The organism is Cupriavidus ulmosensis (genome assembly GCF_977008105.1).
The window spans coordinates 2420411-2440068 of the sequence record NZ_CDRMWP010000002.1 but is presented as its reverse complement, the minus strand read 5'-3'; the positions used below and the strand labels follow the sequence as shown (position 1 = coordinate 2440068).

Below are 19658 nucleotides of genomic sequence, written 5' to 3'. Positions count from 1 at the left end.
ATCCACCTGCCGGCGAGCAGGCTTTTTTCGAACGAAACCAGGAGTACGAATTCATGCACCTTTCAGCCAGCGAGAAGATCGCCGCCTTCGCGGTCGGCTTCGACGCCTCGGCGATTTCCGCCGAGGCCCGCGCCGCCGCCGCACGCGCGCTCTACGACACCATCGCCGTCGCAGTGGGCGGCGCGCATGAGCCCGCATCCGAGCGGGTGCTGGACTATGCGCGCGGCCAGGGCACCAACGCCGCGTGCATGGCCACGGTCTGGGCCACCGGCGAGCGCCTGCCCGTCGAGATGGCCGCGCTGGTCAATGGCACGATGGGCCACGTGCTCGATTTCGACGACGTCAGCTCCCCGCTGCGCGGTCATCCGAGCGTTGCGATGTTCCCCGCGGTGGTGGCCCTGGGCGAGGGGCTCGGCAGCGCCGGCCGCGCGGTGCTCGACGCTTGCGTGGTGGGCCTGGAGGTGACCGTCCGCATCGCGCGCGCCATCGTGGACGACCAGTACGCCAAGGGTTGGCACTCCACCGTCTCGATCGCCGCCTTCGGCACGACCGCCGCCTGCGCGCGCCTGTTGGGGCTCGACCAGCAGCGCACGATTCATGCGCTGGGCATCCTCGTGTCGCAGATCGCGGGAACCCGGGAGAACTTCGGCACGATGGGCAAGGCCTTCCAGGCGGGACAGGCGAATGCGATCGCGCTCCGGTCCGTGCTGCTGGCCGACGCGGGTCTGGATGCATCGCCCGCGGCGCTGGACGGCAAGCAGGGCTACGCGGTGCTCTATGCCGACGGCCAGGATCTGCACGCGGAGCTCGACCGCCTGGGCGAGCTGCCGTTGGAGATCGAACGTTCGGGGCTCGACATCAAGAAGTATCCGCTGTGCTATGCCACCCACCGGGCGATTCAGGGCATGCTCGACATCCGGCGCGAAACGCCGTTCACGCTCGACGACGTGGAGCGCGTGGACGTGAAGACGAACTACCGCGCCACGGTGCCTCTCATCCACGACCGCCCGCGCACGGGTCTCGAAGCCAAGTTCAGCATGCAGTACGCCATGGCGGCGGCCATTTGCGATGGCGCGGTAAATCTGGCGAGCTTTCGCGACGAGCCGGTTCTGCGGCCCGAGATCCAGGCCTTCTTCGACCGGGTGCACCTGAGCCAGGGCGAACCGCCGACCTTTCCGCGCTGGGCCGAAGTCGTCGTTCACCTGCGCGACGGCCGCCGGCTGGCGATTCGCGTGGAGGCCCTTCGCGGCAGTGCGCAGCTGCCGCTCACCGATGACGAACTGATCGAGAAGGCGACGGATTGCTTCGCCTACGGCCGCAAGGCGCCTGGCGATGCCGGGCGGCTCGGTCAGGCCTGCTTCCACCTGGAAAGGCTGCCGCTGCAGGCCGTGCTGGACTCGCTGCGCGGCTAGGGCCGCCGCGCGTCCCCGATGGCGTCCCTGATGGCGAGCCTCGCGGCGCCCCATGCGCCGCGATAGTCACCTGTCCGGCGCCGGCCAGTTACCTACGTAGAGATCTCTACAACATTGAAGCGCAAGCGATGGCCCGCTAAGCTGGGTGCATGACTGCGCTTCAATTTCCCTCCCAATGGGTGCTGCTGGTTGCCAGCCTGCCCACTTCGGCCGCCACGGCCCGCATGCGCCTCTGGCGCGGCATCAAGGCGCTTGGCGCGGCCGCGCTGCGCGACGGGGCCTATCTGCTGCCCGATCTGGCCGGCGTGCGTGAGCCGTTGCAGGCGCTTGCGTCGGACGCGGCCGGCGAGGATGGCAAGGTCTGGACGCTCTCCGTTCAGGCCACCGACACGCGGCAGGACGCTGAATATCGCGCGCTGTTCGACCGCACCCCCGAATACGCGGACTGGATGGCCGAGCTCTCCGGCGCGCGCGTGACGCTGGCCAACACGGACGAAGCGGCACTGCTGCGCATGGCTCGCCGCTACGGCCGCGGATTCGACGCGATCCGCAGGATCGACTTCTTCCCGAATGAGGCCTCGGTCCGCGCCGAAGCGCGGTGGCGCGATTTCAACGCGGCCATCGACATCATGCTGTCGCCGGGCGAGCCACAGGGCAGGGCGGGCAGCATCCCGAGACGCGACCCCGCCCGATACCAGGGGCGATGCTGGGCAACCCGACGGCACCTCTGGGTGGACCGCGTTGCCTGTGCCTGGCTGATCCGGCGCTTCATCGATCCCCACGCCAGCTTCCTCTGGCTGGAAGACGTTCGCCAGTGCCCGGAGGCGGCGCTGGCGTTCGATTTCGATGGCGCGACATTCGCGCATGTCGGCGACCGGGTTTCCTTCGAGGTGTTGCTCGCCAGCTTCGGGCTGGACGAGGACAAGGGACTGGCACGCCTCGGCCAGATGGTTCACGTGCTGGACATCGGCGGCACGCCGGTTGCGGAAGCGAGCGGTTTCGAAGCGATGGTGGCGGGCGCGCGCGAGCGCCTGCCCGACGACGACGCGCTGCTGACGGAGGCCGGTCATGTCCTCGACTCGCTCTACACGCACTTTTCCAGCGCTCGCAAGCGCTAGCCCGTTGCTTGTTCCCCGTTCCCCGTTCCCGGATTGCCGGGCTTCTTTCCACTCAGGACCGGACCGGCCTGGCAGCCTGTCCGCTGCCGCATCATCGAGCCACAGGAGATCATCATGATCCATGAGAACGCCATGACAACCGAGGCCGCCGACCAGTGAATCGCACCATGCTCTCCGGCCTCGTGCTGCCGTCCGGTGCCGACGCAAGCGTCATGCCGCTTCTTGCCGGGCGGGCGCTGCGTGGTTTCTGCGACGGCTTCGTGGCGGTGCTGTTGCCGGCGTACCTGCTGGCCCTCGGCTTCGACCAGCTCGCCGTCGGGCTGATCAGCAGCGTCACGCTGATCGGCTCCGCGACTGCCACCATTCTGGTCGGACTCATCGGGAACCGCTTTGCGCAACGTCGCCTGCTGATCGGGGCGGCAGTCATGATGGCCGCAACCGGGGCGGCCTTTGCGGGCCTGTCGTCGCTCTGGCCGCTGTTGATCGTTGCCTTCGTCGGCACGCTGAACCCGAGCTCGGGCGACGTCAGCGTGTTCCTGCCGCTGGAGCAGGCACGGCTGGCGGAATCCGCGAAACCCGAGGCGCGCACGGCATTGTTTGCGCGCTACGGCCTCGCGGGCTCGCTGTCCGCCGCATTCGGGGCGCTGGCCGCGGCCGTGCCGGGCTGGCTCGCCAGGCATGCCGGCCTGTCGTTCCTGGACGGCATGCGCCTGATGTTCGTCGTCTACGCCCTGACCGGCATTGCGCTCTGGGCGCTCTACGCGAGGCTGCCCGCACCCCATCCGCACTCGACGTCGACGGCCGCGCCGCTGGGACCATCGCGTCGGATCGTCATCCGGCTCGCGATGCTGTTCAGCGTGGATGCGTTTGCGAGCGGCCTGGTCGTCAATGCCTTGCTGTCGCTCTGGCTGATGCAGCGTTTCGGGATGTCGCCCGGCGCGGCGGGCCAGTTCTTCTTCTGGGCCGGATTGCTGACCACGGCGTCACAGCTCGCCGCCGTTCCGCTGGCCCGAAAGATCGGGTTGCTGAACACGATGGTGTTTACGCACATCCCATCCAGCGCGTTCCTGATCGCCGCCGCGTTTGCGCCATCGCTGCCGCTGGCGTTGCTGTTGCTGCTGGCGCGCAGCGCGCTGTCTCAAATGGATGTGCCAACGCGCACCGCCTTTGTGATGGCGGTGGTCACCCCCGCCGAGCGGGCAGCGGCGGCAAGCCTGACCGCGGTGCCGCGCAGCCTCGCCGCCGCGATCAGCCCGGTGCTTGCCGGCGGGCTCATGGCAATGGGCTGGGCCGGCGCCCCGTTGCTGGCCTGCGGCGTATTGAAGATCGGCTATGACCTGGCCATCCTGGCCGCGTTCCGGCGCGTCAGGCCGCTGAACTGAGCGGACGCCGGGGTGGAGTTCTCCTCGGTATTGCAATCGCGCGGGGTACGTTGCGCGTTCCACGCAATACGTACTCGATGTGTTGCGGGATCTGCGACTGACGCAGGCATGGCCATGCGCGCCGCTTGCAGGCCACCCTACGATTGCCTGAACCGCCGTCGATAGGCGGACGGCGTGAGCCCCACCACCCGCTGGAACCGTGCGCGGAACGTGACCGGGGAATCGAAACCCGATGCCGAAGCCACCTGATCGACCGAGGCTTCGCTGGTCTCCAGAAGCTCCTGCGCGCGGCGAACCCGTTGTGTGATCAGCCACTGAATGGGCGTGGTCCCCGTCTGGTCGCGAAACCGGCGCGCAAGGGTCCTCGGTGTCATCCTGGCCTTTGCCGCAAGCGCCGTCACGTCGATCGGCTTGTGGAGATTTTTCAGCATCCAATCGAAGAGGGGGGAAAGGCTTGTCGCCGTATCGGCAACGGGCTGCCGGATAAACGGCGCCTGTCCGCCGTCCCTGTGAAGCGGCGCCACCGCGAGCCGTGCCGCCTGCACGGCGGCGGCCTGGCCATAGTCGCGCCCGACCAGGTGCAGGCACATGTCGAGACCGGCCGAGCTGCCCGCGGACGTGACGATGTCCCCCTCGTCGACAAACAGAACGCCGGTGTCCACCTCCAGCGCGGGGTAGCGGCGCGAGAGCTCGTCCGCGGCCGCCCAATGGGTCGTCACGCGATGGCCGTCCAGCAGTCCCGCTTCGGCAAGCACAAAGGCGCCGGTGCAGATCGAAGCCAGTTGCGCGCCGCTTTCGCGCGCGGCCTTCAGCGTTCGGCAGGCGCCGGCGGAAACCCGCCGCTCGATATCGTCGACGCCCGGAACGATCACGAGATCCGCGTCCAGCGCATCTTCCAGCCGCCCGGGCGCCCGGATATCAAAATGCCCGCCGGCGTCCACGCGCGCCGACTCGCCGCACACCAGCACACGATAGCCAGGCTTGCCGTTCGCAAGCACGACCCGCGAAAACACATCGCAGGCAATACCGAGGTCGAACGGCACCACGCCCTGGAGGGCAAGCACGGCGACGGTTTTCAATCACATCTCCTTGGTCATGGCGGCGATCCATGGTGGCAATCGGGCAACGCAGACCGCATTCTAGCGCGCGTGTCGGAAATCAATCGGTCCTGGTCATTCCTGCCAGGCACGGCATCGCCGTCATGCGTTCAACCGGGAGATGCCCAGCCACCGCCCAACGCCCTGAACAGATCCACCTGCGCGTTGGCAATGCGGCCTTCGGCATCGGCGAGCTGCGCTTGCGCATCGGCAAAGGTCCGTTCGGCATCGAGCAGGGCAAGGCTGTCGCTGCGTCCCTCCCGCTGCTGGGCCCGGACGATGCGCGCGGCCCGGTCCGCTTGCTCCCGGGCCGCGTCGAGCGCGGCGCGCTGGTCAAGCGCGCGGGCGTAGTTCGACAGCGCTGTTTCCGTCTCGGCCAGCGCTTGCAGCACGCTGCCGTCGAAGGTGGCAAGCGCGCCATCGCTATCCGCCCTGGCGGCGGCGATGCGCGCGCGGATCCGCTCCTGGTTCGGGAAGGACCAGGAGATCGACGGCCCCGCCAGCCATCGCAGGGGACCGGCGCCGAAGACATCGCCAAAGCCGAATCCGGTCGATCCGATCGACGCGCCGAGCGAGATCCGCGGATACAGATCGGCCGTGGCGACGCCAATTCGCGCGGTAGCGGCAGCGAGCCGTCTCTCCGCGGCGCGGACATCCGGCCGCCGGGCAAGCATCGCCTTCCCGTCACCGACGAGGATCGGCACCTCGATGGCCGGCGGCGTATCGGCCGTGGCCGCGGCGGCGGGCAGATCCCTGGGGGCGCGGCCGGTCAGGACAGCGAGCCGGAAAAGGGCGGCCTGCCGCTCGGCGGCAATCGCCGGGATGCTCGAGCGCCGCTGCTCCCGCAAGGCGGCCATTCTGGCCGTATCCAGCGGCGTGGCCAGCCCGGCCCGTTCGCGGCCGCCCGTCACCCGCAGCGAGCGATCCAGCAACTCGACGATGCGACGGGCGACGGCGAGCCGCCGGGCTGCGCTGGCGGCATTGAGGTAGGCCCGCGTGGTGTCCGCGACGATCGCCACCCTGACGGCATCCCGGTCCGCCTGCGCGGCTTCGAAGTCGCCGCGGGCCGATTCCAGGCTTCGTCTCACCCTGCCGAAAAGGTCGACTTCATAGGCCACGCCGAAGCCCGCGTCGACGAGCGTGTTCTCCCGGTCCAGTCCGGGAAGCGTCTGGACGGCGGCCTGTCTCTGGCGATTCGCCGTGGCATCGAGTCCGGTGCCCGGATAAAGATCCGCGCCGGCGTCGCGCAACATCGCGCGCGCCCGCTCCAGACGCGCGACGGCCACCCGCACGTCGGTGTTCGCGCCCAGCGCGTCCTGAATCAACCGATCGAGTATCGGGTCCCGATATAGGCGCCACCAGTCGTCATGCGCGGGCCTGTCATCGTAAAGGGCCGGCTCCGCGCTGGCGGCGAAGGTGCCGGTGGCGGAATCCGTCAGGGTGGGCGCCACATAATCGGGACCCACGGCGCAGGCGCTCAAGGCCAGCGCAAGAATGGAAAGCGGCAGCGTAAGTATTCTCATCGGTGCACCTCAATCAGCATGCTGCAACCGGGCCGGCGCCGCCGGCCGGCGGCGCCGCGACAGCCGCGCGCCAAGGGCGCGGCAGACCACGTAAAAGGTAGGCGTGTAGAGCAGCCCAAAGCCCGTCACCCCCAGCATGCCGAAGAACACGGCGGTTCCGAGCGCCTGCCGGAGTTCGGCGCCCGCGCCCTTGGCGATCAGCAAGGGCACCGCCCCCAGAATGAAGGCAAAGCTCGTCATCAGGATTGGCCGCAAACGGGTCTGCGCGGCGCGCACTGCCGCCGCGACGGGCGTCAGGCCGTCCTGCTCCTCCGCCTGCTTGGCGAACTCCACCACCAGGATCGCATTCTTGGCGGCAAGCGCAATCAGCACCACAAGTCCGATTTGGGTCAGGACGTTGTTGTCCATGCCCCGGAGATTGATGCCGATCATCGCCGCGAGCAGGCACATCGGCACGATGAGGATGATCGCCAGCGGGAGCGTGACGCTCTCGTACTGGGCAGCCAGGACGAGGAACACCAGTACCACGGCCAGCGCGAACACCAGCACGGCGGTGTTGCCGGCGATCTTCTGCTGATACGCGATACCCGTCCATTCACTGCCATAGCCGGCCGGGAGCGTGTCGGCGGCAAGGCGTTCCATGGTCGCCAGCGAGTGCCCGGTGGAGGAACCGGGCGCGGTATCGCCGTCCACCTCGACCGCCGGAAAGAGGTTGTATCGAACCACGCGATACGGCCCCGTTTCGTCATGGAAGGTGGCAACCGACCCTACCGGCACCATCGCTCCGCTCGACGAGCGCGTCTTCAGGTTGGCAATGTCGGCCGTGTTGCCGCGATGAGACTGGTCAGCCTGCGCGGTCACCCGGAAGGTCCTGCCCAGCAGGTTGAAGTCATTGACGTAGGCCGACCCGAGATAGACCTGGAGCGCCTCGAAGACGCGCTCCGCCGGGACACCAAGTATCTCGGCCTTGCGGCGGTCGATGTCCGCGAAGATCCGCGGCGTCAGCGTATTGAAGAACGTGTACACCTGGGACAGGCCCGGTGCCGCGTTGGCCTTGGCAATCAGCTTTCCCGCCTCGCCGCCCAGTTCCTGGTACCCGTGGCCGCTGCGGTCCTGCACCATCATCCTGTAGCCGCCCGCGGAACCGATGCCATCGATCAGGGGAGGGGGGATGACCATGACGCGCGCGCCGTCGATATCCGCGGTGGCCTTGCGCGCCTCGTCCAGAATGGAGTTCGCGGAACGGTCGCGCTCCTCGAACGGCTTGAGGGGGATGAATGCGGTGGCCGAGTTGGGCGAATTGGTATTGGATGCGGCGTCATAACCGGGAAGCATGATCGTGCCCCTGACGCCCTCGATCGCGAGCAGGCGCCTGGAAACGTCCTGAAGCACGGCGTCGGTCCGTGCAAGAGACGCGCCCGGCGGCAATTGCACCACGGTAATCAGATAGCTCTGGTCCTGCGCGGGAATGAAGCCTGTCGGCGTCACCCAGAACAGCGCGACCGTCGCCAGAATAAGGCCGCAATACGACAGCATCACCCTCCTGGGCCGGGCTACCAGCCACGCCGTCAGTCTCCCGTAGGCGGCGCTGAACGCATCGAAGCGCCGATTGAACGCGTCGCCCGCCCGGTGCGCCGCGCGCAGGACCGGATGCCCGGCGTCCTTCGCGTCGTGCGCGCGCAGAAGCTGCGCCGCGAGGGCGGGCGACAGCGTGAGCGAGAGAATCAGCGAAATGATGGTGGCGCCGGATATCGTCAGCGCGAACTGCTTGTAGAACGCCCCGGACAGTCCGGTGAGGAACAGCGTCGGAATGAACACCGCGCACAGGACCAGCACGATGGCCACCAAGGCCGCCGATACCTCATCCATCGATTTGCGTGCCGCGTCGAGCGGACCCAGCCCCAACCCGAGGTTGCGCTCGACGTTCTCGACGACCACGATGGCGTCGTCCACCACGATCCCGATCGCCAGGACCAGGCCGAATAGCGACAGGCTGTTGAGACTGTAGCCGGCAACGGCAAGAAGCGCGAAGGTGCCGACCAGCGAAACCGGAATGGCGACGACCGGAATGATCGCCGCCCGCCAGCGCTGCAGGAACAGGAAGATGACCAGCACCACGAGCACCGCGGCCTCCAGCAGCGTCTGGCGGACCGCGGCGGTGGACTGGGCGATGAACTTCGTGGAGTTCCACATGATGCGGTACTCCAGCCCGTGCGGAAACGACTTTGCGGTCTCCCGCATGACGCGCTCGACGGTTTCGCCCGTCTCGAGCGCGTTGGTGCCCGGTCGCTGGAAGATGCCGATCATGATCGACGGCTTGCCGGACAGGTACGCGTTGGTGCCGTAGTCGGCCGCCCCCAGTTCGACGCGCGCCACATCGCGCACCCGGACCTGTCGGCCGTCCTTGTCGGTACGGACGATCACGTCGGCGAACTGTTCCGGATCGGAGAATCGGCCCTGCGTCCGGACATTCAGCTGGAAGGCATCGGTGGATGCGTTGGGCGGCTGGCCCAGCGCCCCGGCGGCGACCTGCACGTTCTGGGCACGAAGCGCCGCGACCACTTCGCCGGCGGTCAGGTTCAGCGATGCCGCCCGGTCCGGGTCGATCCATACCCGCATGGCAAATTCCCGGCTGCCAAAAATGATGGCGTCGCCAACGCCGTCGATCCGGCTCAGCCGGTCGCGCACCTGGGTGAGTGCGTAGTTCGAAATGTAGTCCTGATCGAAGGTGCCGTCCGGAGAGACCAGGTTCACCGCCATCAGCGCACTCGGCGCGGTCTTGCGGGTGGTCACGCCGAGGCGCTGCACCTCTTCGGGCAAGCGCGGCGTCGCGGTGGCGACCCGGTTCTGCACCAGCATCTGCGCCGCATCGAGGTTGGTCCCGACCTTGAACGTCACCGAGATCGCAACCTTGCCGTCGCCGGTGGACTGGCTGGAGATGTACAGCATGTTGTCGACGCCGTTGATCTCCTGTTCGATCGGCGCGGCGACCGTCTCGGCAACCGTCTCGGCCGACGCGCCGGGATAGGTGGCGGACACCACGACGGTCGGCGGAATGATGTCGGGGTACTGCGATACCGGCAGTCGGAAGTAGGCAATGGCGCCCACGATGGTAATCACGACCGCCAGGACTGCGGCGAAAATCGGCCGTGTGATGAAGAAGCGCGACAGGCGCATGGAGTGCTTTCCTTAAGGAGGAGATGCCGCCGGGGCCTTGCCCTAGGAGGCAAAGGTGGCCTCGCCGGCGGTCGCCGGCGTGAGCGAGCGATTCAGGGGCGCCGCGGGCTTGATGCTTCCCGGCCTGGTCAGCACCTTGCTGCCGGGGACCGCCATCTGCACGCCACCGACGACGACGTTGTCGTTCGGCGCCAGGCCCGAGCGCACGATGCGAAGGCCGTCGACCACCGGGCCCAGCACGACCGGCTTCGCTTCGACGGTGCCGTCCTTCGACACGGTCAGCACAACCTTGCGCGCCTGATCGGTCTGTATGGCGGCGTCGGGGACCAGCAGCGCCGTCGTGGCGCCGCCGCTGGCCAGGCGCATGTTGCCGAACATGCCGGGCGCGAGGAACAGTCCGGGATTGTCCACAACCGCGCGCAGCCTGATGGTGCCCGACCGCGGATCCAGGCCGTTGTCGGTAAAGTCGAGCGCGCCGCGCCAGCGATAGTCGGCTTCGTCCTGAAGGCGGACCTCGATCGCGGACATTTTCGCGCCGCCTTGCTTCGCGCGCAGTGCCTTGAGATAGAGCGCCTCCGACGCATCGAATACGAAATAGATGGGATCCAGCGCGTTGACGGTGGTCAGGAGCGTCCCGCTTCCGCCCTCTCCGGTCGCGACCAGATTGCCCGGGTCGACGCGCCGGTATGAAACCCTTCCGGCAATCGGAGCGCGGACTTCGGTGAATTCGAGATCCAGTGATCTGGCGTCGGCCCGGGCCTGCGCACCCGCCACGGCGGCAATGCCGGCCTGCACCCTTGCGTGGAGGCGGTCCAGCTCGCTTTTCGAGACAGCGTCTTCGCCGACCAGATTGTCTGCCCGCTGCGCGTCGGCGCGGGCCAGCGCAAGTTCGCTGCGCGCGCTTGCCAGGCTCGCGCCGGCTTCGGCGAGGGCCGCCGCGAATGGCCTGCGGTCAATGGTAAACAGCAACTCGCCCCGGCGAACGGTCGCACCATCGGCGAAGTGGACGGCGGTGATCTGGCCCGATACGCGCGGCCGGATTTCTACCGTGCGGCTGGGCTCGAAGCGGCCGACGTAGGTATCCCATTCGTTCACCTGCCGTGAAAGCGGCGCCGATATCGACACCGTCGGCGGCGTCATCGCCGCGTTGGCGACGGGCGTTTTTTGAGCGAAGACAAAGAGTCCGACGCCGACGATTGCCACGGCGATGCCCGCGATCGCCGCCGGGCGCAACACGGCCGGACGCGGCCTGGAACGCGACGCGGCGCGTTCGTTGAGTTTGGTCTGAGTGTTCATCCGATCACCGGTCGCTGGTTGTCAAGTCGAGCGGCATTTTCGCCAACGCCTCCTGATGGCGAAAGGACGAACTTCCCTCGTTTCTGGCCGCGCCAGGTTGTCAGCCGATGTTTGGCAGAAAACAATCACAATTCGTCGTTTCTGTCACTCACGCCGATACCCGCGCCCGGGATATAAAACGAGGGTTTCGATCTTCCAGATACCAGGAGCCATTCCTCATGGAACCGCAGTCCCCGCGCACCGGCCTGGCAGGCCGCGCCTCTCGACGTGGCCAGGAACCGGATTTTCCCGGCGAGCCGAATCATGCCGAGGCAGTGACGCAACGGCGGGCACAACTTCGCCGGCTCGAGTTCGCATCGGTGATCGAGGGCACCACGCTCATTCTTCTTGCCGGCGTCGCTGTTCCATTGAAGCACCTCGGCGGCTGGCCCGTCGGTGTGCAGGTCCTGGGGCCGCTACATGGCCTCGCGTTGCTGATCTATCTGTGGATCGCCATGCAAGCCGTCGCCGAGGCCGGCTGGTCGCGCAGCGACGTGATCCGCGTGTTTCTGGTTGCCGTCCTGCCGTTCGGCGGATTCTTCAATGCGGCTTTCATCTCGCGCAAGATCGCCGGCCTCGGGAAGGAGCCGTCCCGATGAGTCTCGTTGCGCTATACCCCTGGCTCAAGGCACTGCACGTGGCGTCCGCGCTGATCTTCGCCGCTGGCGTGATGACCGTGGCGGCATTCCTGTGGGCAGCGGCCAGATCCGGCCAGGACGTCGCGAGGATCTCGGCGGCCCTGCGCGCATGGGACAGGGCGGTCACGACGCCGGCGATGCTCCTGGTCTTGGTGCTCGGCTTTCTGCTTGCCAGGTCCGGGGGCTGGTTTGGCGCCCCGTGGTTGCATGTCAAGCTCGCCCTTGCTCTCCTGCTCGCGGCCGCGCACGGCATGCAGTCCGCAAGACTTCGCCGCCTCGCCGGCGGGGCCGCCGCAAGACCTTGGCGGGCGAGCCCGTTGCTCCTGGCGGGGTTCGCCGGCATCGCAATGCTCGCCGTGCTGAAGCCATTTTGACCCGTGCGAGAGGACGGCATCCGGCCCGACGGGCACCGCGCCACGGCTGTCCTCTCCCGCCTCTCCCGACGTTCGACATGTGCATGAGCATCGATCCCGCGCTGGCAATTCGGCACATCGGGTTCTTCGTGTACCCAGGCTTCCAGATTCAAGACCTGAGCGGCCCGCTCGCGGCCTTCGAGCTGGCCGAGCTGGACGCCGGCATCAAAGCATACCGATGTCACGTCGTCTCCCAGGCCGGCGGCGAGATCGCAAGCTCCGGCGGTCTGAAGGTCATTACCGATTCGATCCCTTCGACACTCGATACCTTGCTGGTCGTCGGTGGCGAGATATCGGACGACCCCGCGGGGCTGCCGGCAATCACCGGGCACCTTGCCGCCGCCGAGAAAAACGGCACACGGCGCATCGGAAGCGTCTGCACCGGCGCGTTCATACTTGCCAAGGCTGGCTTGCTCGACGGTCGTTGCGCAACCACGCACTGGAAGCACTCGCGCCAGTTGCAGCGCATGTTTCCGAAAGCCAGGGTGCAGTCAGACCGCATCTTCGCGAAAGACGGGCATATCTGGACGTCGGCCGGCGTGACCGCGGGGATTGACCTGGCGCTGGCGCTGATCGAAGAAGACCTTGGCCATGCGGCCTCGCATGCCGTAGCCCAGGCGCTGGTCGTGTACCACCGCCGGCCGGGCGGCCAGTCCCAGTTCTCCGCCCTGGCCGACATGGAGCCGGAGTCCGACAGGATTCGGGAGGTACTGACGTATATGCGCGAGCATCTGAACGAGCCGCTCTCCACCGAGACACTGGCTTCCGTCGCATGCCTCAGTCCCCGGCAGTTCGGGCGAACATTCCTGGCCGAAACTGGCGAGACGCCCGCAAAGGCCGTCGAGCGGCTGCGCGTCGAGGTAGCACGCCAGAGAGTGGAGCGGGGCGCCGAGCCGATCGAGCGGATCGCCTACTCGGTCGGATTTGCCGATCCCGAGCGGATGCGTAGGGCGTTCATACGGGTCACGGGCCACCCACCGCAGAGTCTTCGCCGGATGGCTGCCTGAAGGGCGCAAAAAGGGCAAAAACAGCATCCTGGGACGAGAATTCTCACGTGCGGAGCCTGCTCTTGCTGCATAGACCACGTGCGAGCTCAATTCGGCCTTCGTTCACTTGTCGTTCCTGGATACCTAAGCTTCCAGATCTGCCGATCTATGGAAAGGCTATTGGTCTGCCTGACAGACGCTTTTTGGGGGGTAATGAAGAGGATGGGCGTGTGCTGAGCTTCACTGGATATTTTGCGTTTTAAGCGCGATTCGAGCGGGCGTCTTGCGGCCAGGAGCGGCCGCTCGACATGCCTGCCTAAATTGCACACAATCCTCATACAATCGCACCGGTTTGATTTCCGACCGTCGAGGCGTTCGTGATCTCGAATTAGTAAGTCGGGCCAGCCAGATTCATTCTTGATGCGCCCACGCGCGAGTCGATCCTCAGCACAACATGGCTAAAATGGCGTCTCCCGACCAACGCCCGCTCATAGCGCCAAGGCCAATGGAACTCGACGAGTCTATTCACCGCTTGATCAAAATGCATTGCTCCAAGGGTGATGCGTTGGTGGACGGTGCTCAATATGAGGCTGCAGTTGCAGCCTACAACCAAGCGTGGGAGTTGGTCCCAGAGCCGAAGACCGATTGGAACGCATCCACCTGGATTCTTGCTGCCATCGGCGATGCTTGCTTCTTGGGAGGCTACGCAACATTCAGCAGGGAAGCGCTGTCCTTTGCACTGACCTGCCCAGGTGGATTAGGCAATCCGTTCATTCACATGCGACTCGGGCAACTGGCCTTCGACACTGGCGAACTTGATGCCGCAGCCGATGAACTTATGCGCGCGTATATGGGCGCCGGCGACGAGATCTTTGAGAACGAGGACAGAAAGTACCTCACATTCTTAGGCACGCGCGCGAAGCTGTAAGGAAAGATGAAGCCGCCCCGCTGGTAGACCGAGGGCTGAGACCGGCCAGATTGCGACATTCGACACTAGCCGGTTATTCGTTGACAATTCCCAAGCAGTTCCCGTGCACTTGCCTGTGAGCCATGAATGAAGAGATAGAGATTCCTCTGGGAATCACGAACGAGGACCTTTGGCGCAAGCATTGTCGAAAGATTCGCGCCAGAGCTCTGGATTTGCTTGAGGGGCGTCTTGGCGTCATTGAAACAGCTAGGGCCATACTTCCGTTAGCCCACTGGACTAGGGTCAAAAACGATCCGGACTTCCTGCTATTTCGTGCAATCGCGTCAGAGACCGACGATCTCCCTGTTGGTGAAGTTCGAGCATATTGGGCGCCCGACGCACTCGAACGTGAAGACGTTCGTATTCAGGTGGCTGAAAAGGTGTGGAATGAAAGAGCGCTTGCTGCTGCCGCAAAGCTAGTGGAGCGTTACCACTGGACGACTCGCCAGAAAGGCTATTCTCCTGGCAAGGAGTGAGCGACCGTTTTGCGCCGCGACGAGAGGCTGCTTCGGGTCGTCAACCGCCCTCCATGTCAGTTCCCCCGCCGCCCCCCGCCGAAAACCTACCCCCGCCGCCCCCGCACCGACGCCACCCCATGCACGAGCGCCGTCAATGGCCTGGCGCCTAACGTGCGCAGGAGCGCGGCCTCCGCATCCTGCAGTGCGCTTTCGATGAGTCGATTCACCGCCTTTTCGACAGGACAGCTCGGATTGTCATCTGCCGACCCGATTGCGAAGGCGGTGGTATGAGCGATGGCGTCATACACATGCCGCGCAGTCACGCGGTTCAGGTCGCAGGCCAACTCCCATCCACCGCCTCGGCCGCCGGTTGATGTGACCAGCCCGGCATCGCGCAGCGATGCCATGGTCCGGCGCACGACGACGGCATTGGTGTGCAGCATCTGCGCGATGGTTTCCGATGTGGTGGTGCCGTCGCGAAGATGCATGTGGATCAGCACGTGCAACAAGCGGGCGAGACGGGTGTCCTGTGCCATGAGTGCATTTCCGTAACGTTGATAGTTACGGTATTATACGATCCGGTACGCTATCGCTCATTCGATCCATGAACCCAGTCCACGAACGCATCCTGGAAGTCAACGGCATTCGCCTGAACGTCACGGAACAGGGGGCCGGGCCTTTGGTGCTGCTGGTGCATGGTTTCCCTGAGACTTCGCTTGCCTGGCGTCACCAGCGCGCCGCGCTCGCCGTCGCGGGCTTCCGGGCGGTGGCACCGGATCTGCGGGGTTATGGCCGCAGCGAATGTCCCGCGGACATTGCGGCGTACACCACGTTTGACGTGATCGGCGATCTCGTCGCCCTTCTTGATGTATTGGGCGAGCGCCAGGCGGTCATCGTCGGCGGCGACTGGGGGGCGACCATTGCCTGGCAGGCTGCCCAGTTGCGACCGGACCGGTTTCGCGCGGTGGCGGCGCTGGGCGTGCCTCTCATGGGGCGGGCGCCGATGCCGCCCAGCAGGCTGTTCCCGCGGACCGAAGCGGCGATGTTCTACACCCACTACTTCGCGGAGCCGGGCGTCGCCGAGCGGGAACTGGAGTTTGACGTGGAGACAGCCCTGCGCAAGATCTACTTTGCGGCCTCCGGCGATGCCGGACCACGCGACGATCCCGCTACACCCAACCCGTTCGGCATGGTGGCGCGCACCGGCGGCCTGCTGGACGCGCTCCCCGATCCGGCAAGCGTGCCTGCCTGGCTCGATTCCGCCTGCCTGGCCGCGGTCGTCGATGGTTTCAAGACCAGCGGCTTTCGCGGCGGCCTGAACTACTACCGCAATCTCGACAGGAACTGGGCGCTGCAAGGTGCCTTCGAGGGGATCAAGGTCGAGGTGCCCGCGTACTATCTGGTGGGCGAGCGCGACACAGGCCGCGCGATACCGGGGATGGACAGCATTGTTGCGGCCATGCCGACCCTGGCGCCCCACCTGCGGGGCTGCGAAGTCGTCGCGGGCGCTGGCCACTGGCTGCAGCAGGAGGCTCCGGACGCGGTGAATGCCGCGTTGCTCGGCTTTCTCGGCAGCCTGTAGCGCTGTCTGCCCGCTGTCTGCCTCCGCGAGCGGTTCGTGATTCCGCGAGCGGTTCGCAATCGGCCGTCTGCTCGCGCGCGGCCCGAAAAGAGACGGCCCCGCGCGTCCGGTCGGCTATCATGCCGATCTTCTCCGAAGTGGCCCCCTATGATCTCCGTCCGTAATGTCACGCTGCGCCGCGGCGTCAATGTCGTACTCGACCGCGCGTCCGCCACCTTCAATCCCGGAGAGAAGATCGGGCTTGTCGGCCGCAATGGCGCCGGCAAGTCGTCTTTTTTCGCTCTTCTCAACGGCACGCTGCACGAAGACGGCGGCGAGTTCTCGATTCCCGCTGCATGGAAGATGGGCCAGGTCGCGCAGGAGATGCCGGAGACCGAGCAGAGCGCGACCGACTTCGTGGTCGAGGGTGACACCGTGCTGCTGGCAGCGCAGGCCGAAGTCGCCGCCGCCGAGGCCAGCGACGACGGCATGCGCATGGCGCACGCCTACATGGCCCTGCACGATGCCGGTGCGCACGATGCCCCCGCACGCGCCCAGGCGCTGATCCAGGGCCTGGGCTTCAGCGCCGAGCAGCTTGGCCAGCCGGTCAACAGTTTCTCCGGCGGCTGGCGCATGCGGCTGCAGCTGGCGCGCGCGCTGATGTGCCCGTCCGACCTGCTGCTGCTCGACGAACCGACCAATCACCTCGACCTCGACGCGCTGGTCTGGCTGGAAGCGTGGCTCAAGCGCTATCAGGGAACCCTGGTGGTGATCAGCCACGACCGCGAATTCCTCGACGCGGTGACGCAGGTGACGGTGCACGTCGACAACGCCAAGCTTGTGCGCTACGGCGGCAACTACAGCAAGTTCGAAGACATGCGCGCCGAGCAGCTCGTGTTGCAGCAGGCGGCGATAGCCAGGCAGGAGGACAAGATCGCCCACCTGCAGAAGTTCATCGACCGCTTCAAGGCCAAGGCCTCGAAGGCGAAGCAGGCGCAGAGCCGGGTCAAGGCGCTCGAACGCATGGAGAAGATCGCGCCGGTGCTTGCCGACGCGGAGTTCAGCTTCGAGTTCAAGGAGCCGCTCAGCGTCCCGAACCCGCTGTTGTCGATGCTGGACGCGAGCTTCGGCTACCCGGCGCCGGCCGGCGCGCCGCCGGGCACGCCGCCCACGGTCATCGTGCGGGGCATCAACCGTTCCGTGCTGGCCGGGCAGCGCATCGGCGTTCTCGGTGCCAACGGCCAGGGCAAGTCCACGCTGGTGAAGACGGTGGCGCACGCGCTGGCGCCGATTGCCGGCGAAATCAGCGAAGGCAAGGGCCTGAACATCGGCTACTTCGCGCAGCAGGAACTTGACGTGCTGCGCCCGCTCGACACGCCGATGGAACACATGATCCGCCTTGCCAGGGACACGCCGGCGCACATGCGCGCGCCCGGCCAGAGCGGCACCGAGCAATCGCTTCGCACCTTCCTGGGCACCTTCAACTTCACCGGCGACATGGTCCACCAGGCGGTCAGCACGATGAGCGGCGGCGAAAAGGCGCGGCTCGTGCTGTGCATGATCGTGTGGCAGCGCCCCAACTTGCTGCTGCTCGACGAGCCGACCAACCACCTCGACCTGGCCACGCGCGAAGCGCTGGGCATGGCGCTCAACGAATTCGAAGGCACGGTGATGCTGGTCAGTCACGACCGTGCCCTGCTGCGCGCCGTATGCGACGAGTTCTGGCTGGTCACCAAGGGCGGCGTCGAGCCCTTCGACGGCGATCTGGACGATTACCAGCAGTTCCTGCGCGACGAAGCCCGTCGCATGCGCGAGCAGGCCGCCGCGGCGCCCTTGCAGAAGCCGTAGAAGGACTGAGCAAACGGCCGCGCCCCTTCGTCAGGCGGTGCATGGCCGGTGCTGGCGAGATCGAGGGGCGGCAACGGAGCGAGCGGTGCCGGCCCCGGCTGGCGACGACGGCGCCGCGCGCGCCCGCTCACTCACTCACTCACTCACTTTCCGGGGTAGTGCCCGGCCGCGATGTCTTCCAGCAGCGTCGCGTGCGTCGGCTCCCAGCCCAGCAGCGACCGCGTGCGTGCGCTGGAGGCCGGGGCGTCGGCGCCGAAGAACATGCCCAGCCAGCCGAAGTGCTGCTGCGCGTGTTCGGCGGGAATCGATGCCACCGGCACGTCCAGGAACTGGCCCAGCGCCGTGGCGATGTCGCGCGTGGCGACGCCTTCTTCGGCGACGGCGTGCAGCACGCTGCCCGGCGCTGCCTTGTCGATCGCGAGTTGCACGAGCTTGCCGGCATCGAGCCGGTTCACCGCCGGCCAGCGGTTTTGCCCTTCGCCGATGTAGCCCGAGATGCGCTTTTCGCGGGCGGTGCGCGCCAGCACCGCGACGAATCCGTGGTCGCCGCCCGCGCCGTGCACCGTTGGCGCGAAGCGCACGACCATCGAGCGGATGCCGCGCCCGGCCAGGCCGAGCGCGTGGGCCGCGTTGGCGATGCGCGGGTGGACTCCGGCGTCCGGCATGTCTGCCTCGGTGCCGACGCGGCCCGGGGCCAGCCCCAGCGAGCCCGAGGCAACCAGCAGCGGACCGCCCGTGCCTTGCAGCACGTCGGCGAACGCGTCGATGGCCGCGCGGTCGGTCTGCGCCGCGGCCGCCATCTGCGAGAAGTCGTGGTTGTAGCCGAGGTGCACGACGCCTTCGGCCAGCGCCGCCGCGCCGCGCAGGCTGGCGAGGTCGTCCAGGCTGCCGCGCACCACCTCGGCACCCAGCCCGGCGATCCTGGCGGCGGACTCGTCGTTGCGGGCGAGGCCGAGGACGTGATGCCCCGCGGAGATGAGTTCCTTGACGCTGGCCGAACCGATCCAGCCCGAGGCGCCGGTGACGAGAATTCGCATGATAGGGCTCCTTGATGTCATTGAGTGACATCAGTATAGACTTATGATGTCACTTTGTGTCAACACAAGAGAGGGGACATGGGTCGCTGGGAGCCCGATGCCGAGAGCCGCTTCCGTGCCGCGGCCATCGAACTGTTCGGTGAGATCGGCTACGAGCAGACGACCGTGGCAGCCATCGCGGAGCGCGCGGGGCTGACCGCGCGCACGTTTTTTCGCTACTTCGCCGACAAGCGCGAAGTGCTTTTCAATGGCTCCGAGCGTCTTCAGCAGTCGATGGCCGAGGCGCTGGCCCAGGCGCCGGCCGAGGCTTCGGCGCTGGATGCGGTCGCCGCCGCCTTGACCAAGGCCGGCGATTTCTTCGATGAGGAGCGCCGCCCGTTTGCCCGCCTGCGCAGCACGGTGATCGCGGCCAACGCGGACCTGCGCGAGCGCGAGCTGAGCAAGCTGGCGAGGCTGTCCGCGGCGCTCGCGCAGGCGCTGCGCGAGCGCGGTGTCGGCGAGCCGGACGCGACCCTCGCGGCCGAGGCGGGCATCGCCGTCTTTCGGATCGCGTTCGCGCAGTGGGTCGGCGAGTCGGAGCGGCGCGGCTATGGCGAGATCGTGAATGAATCGCTGGCGCGGCTGAGAGCGCTCGTGGCGGGCTGACCGGCCCGCTTGCGAGCCGAGCACCGCGGCGCCCGCCGGTCGGCCAGTTCGCGCGCGTGCG

General features: G+C 66.8%; 17 protein-coding genes. 11 read left to right on the top strand and 6 right to left on the bottom strand.

All coding sequences use genetic code 11. From position 1 onward, the window contains the following. Window positions 1-53 precede the first annotated feature (53 nt). The 3 genes from ACWTPI_RS30510 (at window position 54) to ACWTPI_RS30500 (ending at window position 3912) form a co-directional block, all read left to right on the top strand. Window positions 54-1412, top strand: coding sequence for an MmgE/PrpD family protein (locus ACWTPI_RS30510; RefSeq protein ID WP_454733630.1), 1359 nt, complete (start codon window positions 54-56; stop codon window positions 1410-1412). 149 nt (window positions 1413-1561) lie between these two features. Next, window positions 1562-2530 carry a chromate resistance protein ChrB domain-containing protein gene (locus tag ACWTPI_RS30505; protein WP_454733629.1) on the top strand — a complete coding sequence of 323 codons (969 nt, stop codon included), beginning with the start codon at window positions 1562-1564 and terminating at the stop codon, window positions 2528-2530. Window positions 2531-2697: 167 nt separating this feature from the next. After that, the gene (locus tag ACWTPI_RS30500; RefSeq protein ID WP_454733628.1) at window positions 2698-3912 is read left to right on the top strand and encodes an MFS transporter; all 1215 of its coding nucleotides are present in this window, start codon (window positions 2698-2700) and stop codon (window positions 3910-3912) included. Window positions 3913-4049: 137 nt separating this feature from the next. Here the strand turns inward: ACWTPI_RS30500 and ACWTPI_RS30495 are convergent, their stop codons facing one another. The 4 genes from ACWTPI_RS30495 to ACWTPI_RS30480 all read right to left on the bottom strand — a co-directional run bounded on the left by ACWTPI_RS30495 (window position 4050) and on the right by ACWTPI_RS30480 (window position 11005). Beyond that, on the bottom strand, window positions 4050-4991 hold the full coding sequence (locus ACWTPI_RS30495) for a GlxA family transcriptional regulator (protein ID WP_454733627.1): 942 nt from the start codon (window positions 4989-4991) through the stop codon (window positions 4050-4052). 128 nt (window positions 4992-5119) lie between these two features. After that, window positions 5120-6532: an efflux transporter outer membrane subunit gene (locus ACWTPI_RS30490; protein WP_454733626.1), complete on the bottom strand. Its 1413-nt coding sequence runs from the start codon at window positions 6530-6532 to the stop codon at window positions 5120-5122. A 9-nt stretch (window positions 6533-6541) separates the two neighbouring features. Next, window positions 6542-9709, bottom strand: coding sequence for an efflux RND transporter permease subunit (locus ACWTPI_RS30485; protein WP_454733625.1), 3168 nt, complete (start codon window positions 9707-9709; stop codon window positions 6542-6544). A gap of 42 nt (window positions 9710-9751) precedes the next feature. Next, window positions 9752-11005: an efflux RND transporter periplasmic adaptor subunit gene (locus tag ACWTPI_RS30480; RefSeq protein WP_454733624.1), complete on the bottom strand. Its 1254-nt coding sequence runs from the start codon at window positions 11003-11005 to the stop codon at window positions 9752-9754. A gap of 218 nt (window positions 11006-11223) precedes the next feature. On the opposite strand from ACWTPI_RS30480, the gene ACWTPI_RS30475 reads away from it, so the two are divergent. From ACWTPI_RS30475 to ACWTPI_RS30455, 5 genes are all read left to right on the top strand, one after another. Beyond that, window positions 11224-11643, top strand: a complete 420-nt coding sequence (locus tag ACWTPI_RS30475; protein ID WP_454733623.1) for a DUF3817 domain-containing protein — start codon at window positions 11224-11226, stop codon at window positions 11641-11643. Further along, window positions 11640-12056, top strand: coding sequence for a DUF2269 family protein (locus tag ACWTPI_RS30470; protein WP_454733622.1), 417 nt, complete (start codon window positions 11640-11642; stop codon window positions 12054-12056). The genes ACWTPI_RS30475 and ACWTPI_RS30470 overlap by 4 nt, the downstream gene beginning before the upstream one ends. An 83-nt stretch (window positions 12057-12139) precedes the next feature. Further along, window positions 12140-13102 (top strand): GlxA family transcriptional regulator, encoded by a 963-nt coding sequence (locus tag ACWTPI_RS30465; protein WP_454733621.1) that lies wholly within the window; start codon window positions 12140-12142, stop codon window positions 13100-13102. A 484-nt stretch (window positions 13103-13586) separates the two neighbouring features. Further along, a complete protein-coding gene (locus ACWTPI_RS30460; protein WP_454733620.1) occupies window positions 13587-14009 on the top strand; it encodes a hypothetical protein in 423 nt (140 codons plus the stop codon). A 122-nt stretch (window positions 14010-14131) separates the two neighbouring features. After that, window positions 14132-14524, top strand: coding sequence for a hypothetical protein (locus ACWTPI_RS30455; protein WP_454733619.1), 393 nt, complete (start codon window positions 14132-14134; stop codon window positions 14522-14524). Between the two features lie 86 nt (window positions 14525-14610). Here ACWTPI_RS30455 and ACWTPI_RS30450 read toward each other — a convergent pair whose 3' ends face one another. Next, window positions 14611-15042: an RrF2 family transcriptional regulator gene (locus tag ACWTPI_RS30450; RefSeq protein ID WP_020203433.1), complete on the bottom strand. Its 432-nt coding sequence runs from the start codon at window positions 15040-15042 to the stop codon at window positions 14611-14613. A gap of 68 nt (window positions 15043-15110) precedes the next feature. On the opposite strand from ACWTPI_RS30450, the gene ACWTPI_RS30445 reads away from it, so the two are divergent. Then, window positions 15111-16088: an alpha/beta fold hydrolase gene (locus tag ACWTPI_RS30445; RefSeq protein WP_454733618.1), complete on the top strand. Its 978-nt coding sequence runs from the start codon at window positions 15111-15113 to the stop codon at window positions 16086-16088. A 147-nt stretch (window positions 16089-16235) separates the two neighbouring features. Continuing rightward, on the top strand, window positions 16236-17915 hold the full coding sequence (locus ACWTPI_RS30440; RefSeq protein WP_454733617.1) for an ABC-F family ATP-binding cassette domain-containing protein: 1680 nt from the start codon (window positions 16236-16238) through the stop codon (window positions 17913-17915). 143 nt (window positions 17916-18058) lie between these two features. Here the strand turns inward: ACWTPI_RS30440 and ACWTPI_RS30435 are convergent, their stop codons facing one another. Beyond that, complete coding sequence (locus ACWTPI_RS30435; RefSeq protein ID WP_454733616.1) at window positions 18059-18952, bottom strand: SDR family oxidoreductase; 894 nt, start codon at window positions 18950-18952, stop codon at window positions 18059-18061. 78 nt (window positions 18953-19030) lie between these two features. On the opposite strand from ACWTPI_RS30435, the gene ACWTPI_RS30430 reads away from it, so the two are divergent. Beyond that, window positions 19031-19597 carry a TetR family transcriptional regulator gene (locus ACWTPI_RS30430; RefSeq protein ID WP_454733615.1) on the top strand — a complete coding sequence of 189 codons (567 nt, stop codon included), beginning with the start codon at window positions 19031-19033 and terminating at the stop codon, window positions 19595-19597. Window positions 19598-19658 lie beyond the last annotated feature (61 nt).